The 16,196-nt window shown below is 36.5% G+C and carries 10 protein-coding genes and 1 pseudogene; all 11 read left to right on the forward strand.

All coding sequences use genetic code 11. The features are described 5' to 3' along the window. The first annotated feature begins 114 nt into the window (after positions 1-114). The 11 genes and pseudogenes from I7822_RS24855 to I7822_RS24905 all read left to right on the forward strand — a co-directional run bounded on the left by I7822_RS24855 (position 115) and on the right by I7822_RS24905 (position 15,916). A pseudogene (locus I7822_RS24855) lies at positions 115-1,160 on the forward strand (NAD(P)/FAD-dependent oxidoreductase). Positions 1,161-1,475: 315 nt separating this feature from the next. Beyond that, positions 1,476-2,177, forward strand: a complete 702-nt coding sequence (locus I7822_RS24860) for an AraC family transcriptional regulator (RefSeq protein ID WP_207981768.1) — start codon at positions 1,476-1,478, stop codon at positions 2,175-2,177. Between the two features lie 91 nt (positions 2,178-2,268). Continuing rightward, a complete protein-coding gene (locus tag I7822_RS24865; RefSeq protein ID WP_207981769.1) occupies positions 2,269-3,168 on the forward strand; it encodes an EamA family transporter in 900 nt (299 codons plus the stop codon). A 32-nt stretch (positions 3,169-3,200) separates the two neighbouring features. Then, positions 3,201-3,533, forward strand: coding sequence for a chaperone CsaA (gene csaA, locus I7822_RS24870; protein WP_207981770.1), 333 nt, complete (start codon positions 3,201-3,203; stop codon positions 3,531-3,533). A gap of 596 nt (positions 3,534-4,129) precedes the next feature. Then, on the forward strand, positions 4,130-6,010 hold the full coding sequence (gene htpG / locus I7822_RS24875) for a molecular chaperone HtpG (protein WP_207981771.1): 1,881 nt from the start codon (positions 4,130-4,132) through the stop codon (positions 6,008-6,010). A gap of 207 nt (positions 6,011-6,217) precedes the next feature. Beyond that, positions 6,218-7,561 (forward strand): 2-hydroxycarboxylate transporter family protein, encoded by a 1,344-nt coding sequence (locus tag I7822_RS24880; protein WP_207981772.1) that lies wholly within the window; start codon positions 6,218-6,220, stop codon positions 7,559-7,561. Between the two features lie 154 nt (positions 7,562-7,715). After that, positions 7,716-8,963 carry an NADP-dependent malic enzyme gene (ystJ, locus tag I7822_RS24885; protein ID WP_207981773.1) on the forward strand — a complete coding sequence of 416 codons (1,248 nt, stop codon included), beginning with the start codon at positions 7,716-7,718 and terminating at the stop codon, positions 8,961-8,963. 285 nt (positions 8,964-9,248) lie between these two features. After that, positions 9,249-10,841, forward strand: coding sequence for a DcuS/MalK family sensor histidine kinase (dcuS, locus tag I7822_RS24890; protein ID WP_207981774.1), 1,593 nt, complete (start codon positions 9,249-9,251; stop codon positions 10,839-10,841). Between the two features lie 7 nt (positions 10,842-10,848). Next, the gene (locus tag I7822_RS24895) at positions 10,849-11,556 is read left to right on the forward strand and encodes a response regulator (protein ID WP_207981775.1); all 708 of its coding nucleotides are present in this window, start codon (positions 10,849-10,851) and stop codon (positions 11,554-11,556) included. A 527-nt stretch (positions 11,557-12,083) separates the two neighbouring features. Beyond that, positions 12,084-13,364 carry a Gfo/Idh/MocA family oxidoreductase gene (locus tag I7822_RS24900; protein WP_207981776.1) on the forward strand — a complete coding sequence of 427 codons (1,281 nt, stop codon included), beginning with the start codon at positions 12,084-12,086 and terminating at the stop codon, positions 13,362-13,364. A gap of 101 nt (positions 13,365-13,465) precedes the next feature. After that, positions 13,466-15,916, forward strand: coding sequence for a glycosyl hydrolase (locus I7822_RS24905; RefSeq protein ID WP_207981814.1), 2,451 nt, complete (start codon positions 13,466-13,468; stop codon positions 15,914-15,916). Positions 15,917-16,196 lie beyond the last annotated feature (280 nt).

Raw genomic sequence — 16,196 nt, forward strand, 5'->3', positions numbered from 1 at the left:
ATTCTATCTTTTTCCGGTGTCAATATTTATTTTGATTGTAAAATAAAGAGAATCATCGTATAGTTAAATGAGAATGATAATCAATGATATTTGGTTATAGAGGAGTGAACGGAAATGAAGCAAGAATTATTTGATGTGACAGTAATTGGAGGAGGTCCGGCTGGGCTTTATTCAACTTTTTATAGTGGCCTTAGAGAAATGAAAACAAAGCTAATTGAATATCAACCTCAATTAGGTGGGAAAATCCATGTGTATCCAGAAAAAATGATTTGGGATGTTGGAGGGCAGACACCAATTTTGGGAGCTAAATTAATTGAACAGCTTGTTGAGCAGGGATTAACATTTCATCCAACAGTGGTGTTGAATGAAAAAATAGAATCAATTTCACGAAATGAAGCAGGAATATTTGTCTTACAAGGTAGCTCCGGTCAAAAACATTTTACGAAAACAGTCATAGTTGCTGTTGGCGGTGGGATATTAAATCCTCAGAAGCTAGATATAGAAGGTGCAGAGAGATTTGAAGTATCTAATTTAAATTACACTGTGAAGTCTTTAAAACGTTTCAAAGATAAAACAGTAATTATTTCAGGTGGAGGGAATTCTGCAATTGATTGGGCAAATGAATTAGAGCCTATCGCAAAAAAAGTTTATGTAACGTATCGGAAAGATACCTTTGCAGGTCATGAAGCTCAAGTAACACAACTAATGAACAGTTCAGCTACTTGTTTTTTTAACACGTCAATAACAAAACTAATTGCCTGTGCAAACCATAATGACATTGAACGTGTTGAACTGACAAATCATGAAACAAAAGAGGTATCATATTTGCCAATTGATGAAGTAATTATTAATCATGGGTATGAACGTGATTCTACATTACTAGAAAATAGTGAAGTAAATATTGAATTAGCAGAAAATTATTATATTTCTGGTAATGCAACGAGCGAATCTTCAATTGAAGGTATTTATGCTTCAGGTGATATTCTTAAGCACGATGGAAAATTACATTTAATCGCTGGTGCTTTCCAAGATGCAGCCAACGCTGTAAACAAAGCTAAGCAATATATCCACCGGATGCTACTAAAAATGGGATGGTTTCTTCTCATAATGAAATTTTTAAAAAGCGCAATAAAGAGATTGTAAAACAGATGATGAACTAATGTAAAAGCCTTCATATAATATATATTTGTATTGTTGAATATCGAAAGACATCTTTGGGAGATTATTGATATGGAAGAAAGAGTACTCAAACGCTAACCTTTTGCTGACGTAGTCAAAGCCCCACGGGCAGGGATGTTTTACCCTGGCTACTGTTATAATAAAACCAAATCAAAAATGGTCAAGGGTGAAGCTGTTATCGTAAAAGAATTATAAACAAGATTTAAATCAATTCGTTCTCCCTCTATTTCAAAGTCTTTATTACATCTTTGTTTAGGATTATAATATATCTTAAAGTAAGGTTAAGGGGGAGTAAAATGGAGAGTGTAAACCAAGTAGCTTGTGAGAAAAGGTCCTATTCTAGAGAGTTTAAATCTCACCAACATGAGTTTGGGCAATTTCTTTTTCCATTACAAGGCTCCTTAGATATACAAACGAAGTGGCAAGAGATAAATCTTAACTCAGATTATTGTTTTTATCTTCCTCCAAAGTTTGTTCATAACTACCGTTCCATCGACAGGAATGAATTTTTAATCTTAGATATTCCAATGCAATATTTACCAAAAGATACAAGCAGCATGTATATGCGGTTGGATAAACAATGGGCTGCTATCCGTTATTTGCTATTGGAAGAGGCGAAGAGCCAGGAGAACATATCCTCCATAGTAGATTTGACTAGATATGTGACCAACAAACTTCAAATCTCTAAACCCCCTTCTATTGACTATATTCATAAACATTATAAGGAGTCAATTAGATTAGAAACTTTAGCAAAAATTGAGCATTACCATCCAGTATATTATTCAGCATGGTTTAAGAAAAAAACCGGGAAAAGCCCAAAAGTTTATATATCTGAACTTCGTTTGAAAGAGGCTAAACATCTATTAATTTCAACAGGATGGTCCATGTCGAATATTAGTGAGGAATTAGGTTTTGAGAATTCTTCATCGTTTACAAGGTGGTTTGTTAGTTGTGAGGGAATATCTCCACAAAAATATAGAATTCTTAATAATGGATAAAAAGGATATTAAACTTGGTAAAGAAAATTTTCAAGAAATTTTCTATTATAAGTTTAATATTCTTTTTATCTTTTTTATTGAGGTGAGCAAAATGAAGGGGAAATTGTCACCTTTTTTAGTATTACTTGCAGCAATACTTTGGGGGACCACAGGTACAACTCAGGCACTTGCACCGGAAACAGCACACCCGATTGCTATTGGGGCTACTCGCTTAGCGGTAGGTGGTATATTTTTAGTATTGATTGTTCTGATAATAGGAAAATTCAACTTTAAAAATTGGCCAATCAAGACAACAATATTGGCTTCTATGAGTATGGCATTGTATCAACCATTATTTTTCTCGGCAGTTTCGATTACAGGAGTGGCCATTGGGACAGTGGTAGCAATTGGGAGTGCACCTATTTTATCAGGTCTCATAGAATGGCTATATTTAAAAATTCGTCCATCTAAAGTTTGGTGGTATTCTACTTTCCTATCAATTTTAGGTTGTCTAATGCTCTTTGGTAATAAAGAATCAGTATATGTAGACCCTGTTGGAATAATAATGTCTCTTGGAGCTGGGTTATCCTTTGCTAGTTACACTCTTATAAGTAGAAATTTGGTTGTAAACCATTCGTCATTATCAGTAGTAGCAGTCGTTTTCACTCTTAGTGCAATCTTTTTATCTCCGTTTTTATTTATTTTTGATATGTCTTGGATAACGAGTTTTCGAGGTGTGAGTGTAAGTCTTCAACTTGGGATTATGGCGACTGGGATAGCATATTTACTTTTTGCCAAAGGTCTTATCCATGTCTCTTCATCAACTGCGGTTACACTTGCGTTAGCAGAACCATTAACAGCAGCATTATTAGGAGTTTTCATATTAGGAGAATACTTGAACAGAACTTCTTGGTTAGGAATTTTCCTCTTAATGCTAGGAATAGGAATATTAATATGGTCGTCCAAAAATTCTGGTAGCCAAAAGGAACTTGAGCTAGTTCAGAATGAGTAACATTGAAAATTATAAAGGGTGGTTAGATCAGTATGGCAAAAATTGAAGACTTTTTAAAACTAGATATTCGTGTTGGCTCGGTCATCAATGCAACATCTTTTCCAGAAGCAAGAAAACCTGCTATTAAACTAGAAATTGACTTTGGTGAAGAGATTGGAATAAAACATTCTTCTGCTCAAATTACACGTAGATATAGTCCTGAACAACTTTGTGGACGTCAAGTGGTAGGAGTAGTTAATTTTCCACCAATGCGTATTGCAGGGTTTAAATCTGAGGTATTGGTAGTAGGTGGGATTCCGGAAGAGGGGGATGTTGTTCTTTTAAAGCCTGATGAACCTATTAGAAATGGAACACGGATCTCATAATACTCTGTGCTTATGTATATAAGCGATTAATTATTTGTGCAGTAACCTGTTTATTGTTAGCAAAAAATATTTATGATTATATTTATTAATTATTAAAATACTGTGCTCACTTTAAGGGCACAGTATTTTATTTGGCTTTATATATGGGTATTTTTCAAGATATTGGCTAAATTGACGGTTCAAGTTTGTGAAATATTGTACTTAAATTAAAGGGTGCGCTAGCACTACAACATTACTTATTTTGTTGTAGTAAATGAGGTCATTTGTAGCACAAAAAAGGATAGATAGATCATATATTATCCTGCTCATTTATCCATTTTAATTTAACCTTTATAATGTCTGACATAAAATAAGGATTCAATGTTGTTAAGTGTTCTAAGAAATAACTTGACTTTAAATAAAATTATTAAGTTTAGCGTTTATTTTATTGGGAAAATCCTTGTAATATGTTGACACGAAATAGCGGATATGATATTAAAAAATATATACTAGCACTCGGTTAAATAGAGTGCTAATTATTTGAGAAATCTAGCTTATAGAATCTATTACTACGTTATAATGAGTCACGTAGTGTTTATTCGAAAGGAGAGGTTAAAATGGCTAAAAAACAATTCAAAGCCGAATCCAAAAGATTATTAGAGATGATGATTAACTCGATTTATTCTCAACGTGAGGTGTTTTTAAGAGAGTTAATTTCGAATGCAAGTGATGCAATTGACAAAATCTATTACAAAGCATTAACCGATGAAGCTTTAAGTTTTGACCAAGATAGTTACTACATAAAAGTGTCTGCTGACAAAGAAAACAGAACCTTGACAATCACAGATACTGGGATTGGAATGACAAAAGAAGAGCTTGAAAATAATCTTGGAATTATAGCAAAAAGTGGTTCTTTAGCATTTAAAAATGAAAATGAATTAAAAGATGGACATGATATTATTGGGCAATTCGGGGTAGGATTTTATGCAGCTTTCATGGTAGCTGACGTTGTAACTGTTACTAGTAAGGCATTAGGCAGTGATGAAGCTTATAAATGGGAATCTCAAGGTGCAGATGGATACACGATTGTACCACAAGAAAAAGCTTCCGTTGGTACAGAGATCATGCTTAAAATCAAAGAAAATACAGAAGATGAGAGCTATGATGAGTTTTTAGAAGAGTATCGATTAAAAGCAATCATCAAAAAATACTCTGACTTTATTCGCTACCCAATCAAAATGGATGTTACTGGACAAAGACCTAAGGAAGGCAGCGAAAATGAGCTAGAAGATTATCAAGAAGAACAGACAATAAATAGTATGGTTCCAATTTGGAGAAAAAATAAAAATGAGCTTACTGCAGAAGATTACGAGAAGTTTTATACAGAAAAACACTATGGCTTCGACAAGCCGATCAAACATATTCACATCAGTGTTGATGGTACAATAAGATATAATGCAATCTTATATATCCCAGAGAAAATGCCATACGACTATTATTCAAAAGAATATGAAAAGGGATTAGAGCTATATTCCAATGGTGTATTGATCATGAACAAATGCGCAGACCTGCTTCCTGACTACTTTAGTTTTGTTAAGGGAATGGTCGATTCTGAAGATTTATCTCTTAATATTTCCAGAGAAATGCTTCAACATGATCGCCAATTAAAATTAATCGCAAAAAACATTAACAAAAAAATCAAAAACGAATTGCAAAGCTTATTAAAGAATGAACGTGAAAAATATGAAGAATTTTATAAATCCTTTGGCAGACAGTTAAAATATGGAATTTATAGTGACTTCGGAAGTAATAAAGATGTTTTACAGGACTTATTAATGTTCTCCTCATCTAAAGAAAAGAAGCTTGTCACTTTAGATGAATATGTATCAAGAATGCCTGAGGATCAAAAATATATTTACTATGCTTCTGGAGAATCGATTGAAAGAATCGAAAAGCTTCCACAAACAGAAATCGTTTCTGAAAAAGGCTATGAAATGTTATATTTCACTGAGGACATTGACGAGTTTGCGATAAAAATGATCATGACTTATAAAGAGAAAGAATTTAAATCTGTATCAAGTGGCGATCTAGGGATTGACGTAGATGGAAATCAAAATGACACAGAAGCTGAACAAAACGAAAACAAAGAACTCTTTGATCACATGAAAAACATCCTATCTGACAAAGTTAAGGATGTAAGAGTATCCAAACGATTAAAAACTCATCCTGTATGTTTATCAACTGATGGTGAAGTAACCATTGAAATGGAAAAAATTCTAAGTGCAATGCCTGATAATCAAAATGTAAAGGCAGATAAAATTCTAGAAATCAATGTAAATCATGAGGTATTCCAATCATTACAAGATGCCTTTGAAAAAGATAAAGATAAGCTAAATTTATATACAAATCTATTGTACAACCAAGCACTTCTAATTGAAGGTTTGCCTATCATTGATCCAGTTGAATTTACAAATGATATATGTAAAGTAATGGTATAAAATAGAATCAAACAGCCCTGTACTCATTAATTGAGTGCAGGGCTGTTTTTTTTGTTATTATTCGACAAATATCAGCACACTTCGGGTGGTGACAGGCACCAGTTTACTTTTTTTAATTACAAAAATAGTGAAAAAAGTTACAAAATCTATCAAGTTATACTGAAAATTAATAATATTAAGATTATAAGAGAAAAGGAGGGGCAATACATGGAACCAGCAAAGAAACTGCAAACGCTTCATTATATAGACGATAGAGCTGAAAAACAAAGCTTTATATCTAAACTTAAAGAATTGAAGGTAGGAGTTATTCCTTTACCTCTTTATGTAGCATTAGCACTTATTATTTATGGAGCATCTGTATATAATCAGCTCCCACCTGATATGATTGGCGGTTTTGCTGTCATCATGGTTATGGGGATTTTACTTGGGGATATAGGATTAAAAATTCCTATATTGAAGGATATTGGCGGCCCGGCGATACTAGCACTCTTAATTCCGTCTATTATGGTATTTTATAATTTGATTAATCCGGCTGCAATGGAAGCGGTCACAACCTTGATGAAAACATCTAATTTCCTTTATCTGTATATATCTTGTTTAGTTGCAGGAAGTATCCTTGGGATGAACCGAAAAGTATTAGTACAAGGGTTTACGCGTATGTTTATTCCACTCGTATTAGGAACGCTTGCTGCAGTAGTAGCGGGAGTTTTAGTTGGATTATTGTTTGGGTATGACATGAAACATACATTTTTCTATATTGTAGTACCAATTATTGGCGGTGGTATCGGAGAGGGAATCTTACCGCTTTCCCTAGCATACTCACAAATTTTAGGTGAATCTGCTGAAAGCTTTGTATCCCAAATGATCCCTGCTGCTGTAATTGGAAATACTGTTGCGATTATTTGTGCAGGTTTAATGAAACGTTTAGGGGAGAAAAAACCTGAACTAACTGGAAATGGTGTACTAGTGAAAGCAAAAGGTGGCGATGGGATTTCACAGGAAACAAATATTAATAAACCCGTCGATTTCTCGCTAATGGGTGCCGGATTATTAATTGCCTGTAGTTTCTTCATCTTTGGCAGTCTCGCACATAAATTCCTTGGTATACCTGGTCCAGTACTCATGATTGTTGCTGCCACATTAGTCAAATGTCTGAAAGTGATGCCTGCAAAAATGGAACAAGGGGCCTATCATTTATATAAATTTGTTTCAACCAGCTTAACATGGCCTCTTATGGTTGGTTTAGGGATCCTCTATATCCCATTAGAAGATGTGGTGAAAATTGTAACGCCGGCCTATGTAGTCATTTGTTCTGTCGTTGTTATTGCCATGGTAGGGACGGGGTATATTGTTGGGAAAATGATGAATATGTTTCCTGTCGATTCGGCGATTGTAACAGGCTGTCACAGCGGACTAGGCGGAACAGGTGATGTAGCTATTTTATCAGCGTCCAACCGTATGTCATTAATGCCGTTTGCACAAGTTGCAACAAGACTTGGCGGTGCTTCAACAGTTATATTAGCAACGCTTTTAATGAAATTATTAAGTTAAAAACTAGTATAAACATACGAAAAGAGTAAGAAAAACTCTTCAAACATAATAAAGAGAAAAAGACAGAAACAAGAGCTACCGAAAATATAGTCATAAGTTTTCTTTCTTTCAACTAGATATCAGAAAAATTCAACAAATGGAGAGATATAAAAATATGTCAAATTTACGTTATGAAGCATTAAAGATGCATAAGGAAAACCAAGGGAAATTAGGTGTCTATTCTAAGGTTCCAGTACGTGATGCAAACGATTTGAGTCTTGCTTATTCACCAGGTGTAGCAGAGCCTTGCCTGGACATTCACGAAGACGAAAGCAAAGTATATGATTACACAATGAAGGGAAATCTCGTTGCTGTTGTTTCAAACGGAACAGCTGTACTTGGTCTTGGAAATATTGGACCGAAAGCAGCCATGCCTGTTATGGAAGGGAAGGCATTGTTATTCAAATCATTTGCTGGTGTGGATGCATTCCCTATATGCTTAAATACGACAGATCCTGATAAAATTGTGGAGGTTGTCAAATTATTAGAACCTACTTTTGGTGGGGTAAACTTAGAAGATATCGCTGCACCACAATGCTTTGAAATTGAAGATCGTTTGCGAAAAGAATGCGATATCCCTATTTTTCATGATGACCAACACGGAACAGCCATTGTGACCGCAGCAGGGCTTATTAATGCCCTTAAACTGGCGAACAAAAAAATAGAGGATATTCGTGTTGTGGCTAACGGTGCTGGTGCAGCAGGTGTGGCAATTGTCAAACTGTTGCTTCGTATGGGGGTAAAAGATGTCATTTTATGTGATACAAAGGGTATCATTTATAAAGGTCGTCCAGTTGGAATGAATAAATTTAAAGAAGAAATGGCGAACATCACAAACAACGAACAAAAGCAAGGGACATTAGCAGATGCACTTGTTGGAGCTGATGTTTTTGTTGGAGTATCAGCTGCAGTTGCCGTTAATAAAGAAATGGTTCGTTCTATGAAGCAGAATCCGATTATCTTTGCCATGGCTAATCCGGTACCAGAGATCATGCCGATAGAGGCAAAAGAAGCGGGAGCACTCGTAGTAGGGACAGGCCGCTCTGATTTCCCAAATCAGGTAAATAATGTGCTCGCATTCCCTGGTATTTTCCGTGGTGCTTTAAACGTTCATGCGAAAGAGATAAATGAAGAAATGAAACTGGCTGCAGTTTATGCGATTGCAGGATTAATTTCAACAGAAGATCTTCATGCGGATTATGTGATTCCAGATCCATTTGACCGCCGAGTAGCGGCTCATGTAGCATCAGCTGTTGCTACTGCCGCAATGGAAACGGGTGTTTCGCAAAAAACTGTCAATGTAGAAGAAATGAAAGAACACCTATTAGCATCAGCAGGTGAAAAACAACCTGTTTTTGGATGAGATAACCGTTTAATACACTAATTAGGTTGTTTAATTCTTACAATCAACTCAAACCCCTTGTATAACAATCAAGGGGTTTTCTCTTGTCTTTTAATGAATCCTACCCTCTCAAGCTTATTTTTCTGCTGGAGAGTATGGTTGGATCTAAAAGCAAAGGTGATAAAATATATAAATGGAAAATATAAAATGATTGTATTGTAAAAATTAGTACCAGCATGTGGAAGGTCTAATACTGGAATACTATAATGATGAAATCACGGGTTTCCAGTGAAATTGGAGGCAGGAATGATGAAGAGAAAGAAATGGAGCCTGCAAGCGACCATTACAGTTTTGGTTTGTGGTGTCGTAGCACTTTCTTTGCTCGTAACGGATTTACTAATAACTAAAACGATCGCTACGAGTATAGAAAAGAATCAGGAAGAAAAAGCAACAAATGTGGCACGTATTGTAGCACATTCACAAATTGTAATAGATGCTTTAGGTAAACAAAAACAGGAGGGTTCTATTCAAGAGTTTGCGGAAAAAACCCGCAGTCTTACTGATGTTCAATTTGTTGTCGTGATGGATATGAACGGGAATCGGAAGTCGCATCCCAATCCAAAAAAGATTGGAAAACAGTTTATCGGGGAGGGGAAGGAGATAGCTTTAAAAGGAAGCGAACATGTCTCTGTATCAAAAGGCACATTAGGAACATCGCTTCGTTCCCTAATACCGATTTTTGATCGTACCGGTAAACAGATAGGCGTAGTAGCTGTAGGAATCTCTTTAAATGACGTAGAAAAAGCAGTAAGTCAAGGCCGTGAAAATATCTATGTAGGAACGTTATTAGGAATAGTAGCAGGTATTTTTGGGGCTGTAATCATGGCAAGGTATATTAAGAAAGTTCTTTTTGGACTAGAGCCTTCTACTATAGCTAAGTTGCTTCAAGAGAGAGATGCGATCTTGCAATCAGTAAGGGAGGGAATTATTGCTGTTGACCAAGATTCCCGTATTACACTGGTAAACAAAGCGGCTTCACGATTATTTCAAAAGGCTGGATTAACACAAGAACCTCGCGGAATGAAAATGGAAGAATATCTATCTAATTCAAACCTAGGTCAGATAATAGAAACTGGGAAAACAAATCCGAACGAAGAGTTGGTATTAAATGGTATTACTTTGGTGGTAAACCGTGTACCAGTCTTTTTGAATGATAGGATAGTCGGAGCTGTTTCGACATTTCGGGATAAAACAGAAATTCAACAACTGGCTGAACAATTAACTGGTGTACGTTTGTATGCAGAGGCGCTCCGTGCACAGTCCCATGAATTTATGAATAAACTGCACGTTATTCTGGGAATGTCACATATGGGGTATTATGACCAAATGACAAATTATATAAAAGAGTTGGTCAGTCATCGAAACAATGAAATCGGTGAAATAACGAGAAATATAAAAGATCCTGTATTAGCAGGATTTCTTATTGGGAAATTAAGCTATGCACGTGAAGCTGGTGCAGAATTACATATATCAAGTGATCGGCAGGTGCCAGAGCCTCTTCATTCCCACTTATCTCACGAGTTAATTACAATATTAGGGAATTTAATTGATAATGCCCTAGAATCAGTATCCACCTGTCCACGAAGGCAAATAGAAGTGCATTTCGACTATGGGGATGATATTTTAACTATAGATGTTAAAGACACCGGAGTCGGGATCGAGAAGGAAACACTAAATCACATGTTTGAAAAAGGATTTTCCACTAAGGGAGAAGACCGGGGACTAGGTCTATTTTTAGTTAATCAAAGCCTGGAAAAACTTGGCGGAGAAATCGAAATTTCCTCAAAGCTATCTCAAGGAACAAGATTTGTTGTTTATATACCATACGATTGCAGGTGATATTAGAATGATTAATGTTCTTATTGTTGAGGACGATCCGATGGTAGCAGAGTTTAATAAACGCTACCTAGAACAAGTAGGAGGCTTTCAGCTAGTTTCTGTTGTTTCTTCTACAAATGCTGCATTACAGATATTGGAGAAACAGACAGTCGATTTACTTTTACTAGATATCTTTATGCCTGGGAAAACAGGGATAGAGTTGTTACTACATATTCGAGAAACAGGGAAGAAAGTTGATGTGATTTTTATTACAGCTGCTTCTGATAGGGATAGGATTCAAACAGCTCTGCGATACGGAGCGGTTGACTACTTAATTAAGCCCTTTGAATATGACCGATTTAATGAATCATTATCAGCCTATCGAGAGAAATTTATGTTTATGAAAAATCAGCAGGTATTAAGCCAGAAGGAGTTAGATCGGCAAATCCTCTACAAGGAATCAAAGGTAATAGCAGAAGAGCTGCCAAAAGGATTAACCAAAAGTACGTTACAAGTAATATGGGAAACAGTTCAAAGTATAGGACAGTCTCCTTTTTCAACGGAAGATATTGCGGCTCGTGTTGGGATCTCAAGAGTATCAGTAAGAAAGTATTTAAAATTTTTGAGCGATATAGACGCCCTTTTTGTACAAGTTCATTATGGAACAATTGGGAGACCAATTTACCAATATACCTATAATAAAGGTAAAGAAACTAGTATAAAAAACTTTCTGTAGCCAGCCTAGATAGGCCACTAACTTATTTTAGTTGCAAAAATACAATTCTACAGCCCAGTACTCGTACCATTGAGTGCTGGGCTGTTTTTGATTTATTTCGACAAATTCCAGCACACTTCGGGTGGTGACAGGCACCAATAATGAGGTTTTATTAAAAAAGTATTACTCATTTAAAAAAGTATTATCCCCTCACTTCCTTTGTCAAAAATGTACTATTGTTGTAAATATCTGAAGGTATTAACTTAAAAGAGAGAAAATCTATTATACCTCGTCTTTTGGTGATTTTTGAATTAATGAATACGATAAAGAGGTGAGACAATCTGTAACATGGGAAAATTCAAAAATCAAAATTGTTGATTGGAAGAATCAGAGATATCATCCCAAAATTGTTGAAATGGTTAAAAAAGATGTCCTTCACTTTTCTATTTGCTATACAAGGGATGACAGTTCTTTATTTGTCAAATGACCGGTATAAAAAATCAAATGGGACAATGATTTTGTTCCTTCAAAATAAAGGGGAGAAAATAATGAAGAAATATGTATTAGTTGGAACTGGTGGAAGAGCTGAATTTTTCTATGGAGCAATTGTTAGAGATTTTAATGAAACTTGTAATCTAGTGGCTTTCTGTGATTTGAATCAAACGAGAATGGATTATGCTAATCGTTTACTAGAAGAAAGATACAATCATTCTAAAATTAACACATACTTACACACTGATTTTGAAAAAATGATTACTTTAGAAAAACCGGATACGGTAGTCGTTACTACTGTTGACCGTACACACCATACGTACATTATTAAAGCATTGGAATTAGGCTGTGATGTTGTTACGGAAAAACCAATGACAGTGGACGCTGAAAAATGCCAAGCTATTATTGATGCGACTAACAGAACTGGAAAAGAAGTTCGCGTTGCTTTCAACTATCGATATGCACCACACAATACTAAAATTCGTGAGCTAATTATGAATGATGTGATTGGCCAAGTAAATTCCGTTAATTTTGAGTGGGCGCTAGATACGCAGCATGGTGCAGACTATTTCCGTAGATGGCACCGCGATAAGCGCAATAGTGGTGGATTACTTGTTCACAAATCAACGCACCACTTTGACTTAGTGAACTTTTGGCTAGATACAAAGCCAGAAACGGTTTATGCATCTGGAGGGCTCCGTTTCTATGGTAGAGAAAATGCCGAATCTAGAGGCGTTACGCAATTTTATCAACGTGCATATGGAAGTGAGTATGCGAAGGATGATCCATTCGCAATTGACTTGGAAGGTAATGAGCACTTAAAGTCGTTATATTTGGATGCGGAAAAAGAAGATGGTTACCAACGTGACCAAAGTGTTTTCGGAGATGGAATTAATATCGAAGATACACTTGGTGTTATGGTAACCTACAAAAACAAAGCAATCTTAAACTATTCTCTAAACGCTTATTTACCATGGGAAGGCTACATTGTTTCCATTAACGGTACAAAAGGAAGAATCGAAGTTCGCATTCGTGAACAGTCTTACATAAATTCGGGTGGTAGCAAGGATGACGAGGGAAAAGTAAAAGAGAAATCAATCATTGTTATGCCAATGTTTGGTCAGCCCTATGAAGTTGATGTTGTCGAAGGAAAAGGTGGACACGGTGGTGGAGATCCTGTCCTTTTACAAGATATTTTTGGGACTCCAGTTGAAGACGAATTCAAACGGGCAGCCTCTCATGTTGATGGGGCGATGTCCATTTTAACTGGAATTGCAGGAAACATCTCTCTAAACACAGGTCAAGCAGTAAAAGTAGACGAACTAATTAAGTTATAAGATGATTTAAAGAAGAGACACGGATTCAGGCAGCTTAGGTGATTGGACAAGAAGGGATATGTTCCAGAATTAACACAATTTAGAGGGGTGTGGAAAAAGTGATGGACTCGTTGCAACAGCAATTCTTGCATCCTCCAGAAGAATTCACTCCGATTCCTTTCTGGTTTTGGAATGATGACTTAACGAAAGAGGAAATAACTAGACAAATTAACGATTTCTATGACAAAGGTGTAACGGGATTTGTTTTACATCCAAGGATTGGGGTTCCAGAGGAAATCGTTTATTTATCGGATTATTTCATGGAATTGGTCCAAACGGCCGTAGAAGAAGCAAAACGGTTGGGGATGTTGGTTATTTTATACGATGAAGCAATGTATCCTTCTGGGTCAGCCAAAGGATTAGTCGTTAAGGATAATCCGGAATATGCAAGTAGAGGCTTAAAAATGATCGAGTATCCTTGTAACAGGGATAATGAAATAAATATAGATTTATTGGAGGGAGACTCATTTGTTTCGGCTCAAGCAGTTAAAAAGCTATCACTGGAAGCAATCGATTCATCGACATCCCTGGTGTTAGATTGCGTAAATGGAAGAGTGTCGTTTCGCACTCCAGATGACGATAACTGGTCCATTCTCGTGTTCATCGAAACGTATTCGGGTGGAAATATCCGTGGTATCCATTTTGGTGAAGACGATGGTGAAGAGAATGCACCAGCATCTGCTGATTTACTAAATCCTGATGCAGTGGCAAAATTTATTCGAATCACACATGATAGGTACTACGAAAAGTTAAAAAGCTATTTCGGAAATACGGTCATTGCTATGTTCACCGATGAGCCAGATATTTTGGGGAGAGGTTCTGCACGGGATTTGAAGCCTTGGACCAGAGATTTTCTCAGCTTTTATAAACAGCATGGAAATGTGGAGGAGCATTTGGCCTCTTTGTGGTTTGATGCCGGAGATGAAACAGAAACAAATAGAAGAAACTATCGAAAGACCGTCAATAAAAGACTAACCGAAGCTTACTATAAGCAGATCAGTGACTGGTGTACAAGCCACGATATTGCCCTAACAGGTCATCCAGCGAGAAGTGATGACATTGGCTTACTCGATCATTTTCAAATCCCTGGTCAGGATGTCGTGTGGCGTTGGGTTGCACCAGAGGATGGAAAGGCTTTGGAAGGGGAACACTCTACAGCCGGAAAGTGCTCAGCCGACGCAGCTAGGCATAGAGGAAGACGAAGAAACCTGAATGAATTTTTAGGAGTTTGTAGTAAAGAAAGTCCATGGGCACTTACTCCAGGAGACATGAAGTGGTATATAGATTGGCTGCTAGTCAGGGGTGTCAACCTTCTTAGTCCACACGCCTTTTATTATTCGATTGATGGAGAACGGAGAAGTCACGAACGCCCACCAGATGTTGGTCCCAATAACCTATGGTGGCCGTATTACAAACAATTTGCCCAATACATGAAGCGTCTTAGCTGGTTAATGACCGATAGCACGAATCAAACGGCTGTAGCTATTTTGTGTGTGGAAGATCATTTACCATGGAAGATTGTAAAACCGCTATTTGAAAATCAAGTTGAATTCAATTATCTTGAGGAAACTTTGTTTTTATCATCTAGTTATCTAAGGGATGGGAAACTAGAGATCGCGAGTCAATCCTATCAAACTATGGTTATTGAGGATACATCAAAACTCGAATCCGCTGTAATAGATAAGCTGGAAAATTTCCTTCAAAGTGGAGGTGAGGTCGTCGTTCTGACGGATGAACATGAACCTTTACCGGTTAATGGGGCAAAAGCTATTCAAAGGCCAGAAGATATCGTTGATACACTATCTCAAATTCACCGTGAAGAAGTGGCGATCTCACCTGCCAGCAAGGGGATAAGAGTTAGTAAGATCGTTAAAGATTGTCAGCTTTTTTATTTTTTCGTCAATGAAGGTGAAGAAAACTATGAAGGGACTTTCCGCCTGAAAGAAGAAGGAAGTGTTGAAAAATGGGATGCATGGACAGGGGAGATCGAACAAGTAACCCTTCAACGTCAAAGTAGTGAATTAGTTGCTCCATTGATTGTCGAACGTAGATCTTCGATTGTGTATTGGGTCGATACTAATCAAATGCCTTTGATTAACGAAGCAGTTATTCCGAGCTTTAGAACGGAAATCTTAGAGCTTAATCATAATTGGATAATTGATAACAAGCGAAATCTCTCATTGGAATCCTGGCTTCATTGGGATGGCATGGAATCCTTCTCGGGAACGGTAATCTATGAGAATCAATTTACTATAGAAGAAATGAATTCAATTACAAGAGTCTACCTAGATCTTGGAGAAGTGTATGAAATCGTAAAGGTGTCAGTAAATGAACATGAGGTTGGTGTGAAAATGTGGGCACCTTATCGCCTTGAAGTTAATCCAGCTTATCTTATAAAAGGTGTTAATAAACTGACTGTGGATGTCACTAACAATCGAGCAAATGAAATGGATGATGCGCGTCTAACTTCTGGATTACTTGGTACAGTTTCACTTCGGATCTGCTACAAGTAGGCCATGCAATGGTAAATCATTAACCGTTAAATTTTGAAAGACAGCAAGTGCAAGAAGCATTTAATGGAGCTATCGAAGTAGAACTCCTTGTCTATTTAAACAATGGTAGTGTCTTTTTCGGAAGAGATTCCATTCAAGTGATCCATTAAAAGTATATTAAAAGTCGGGTTCCTCAAAGGTAACTCGACTTTTAGCTATTAATATAAGCGGTTTCCCAGGAAATTAGGAGAGTATTGTTAACTTAAGAATAACTATTTTTTCATTTTAGAAAAAAGTAAAA

Origin of the sequence: Metabacillus bambusae (assembly GCF_017497975.1) — a bacterium.
Classification (GTDB): Bacteria; Bacillota; Bacilli; order Bacillales; family Bacillaceae; genus Metabacillus; species Metabacillus bambusae.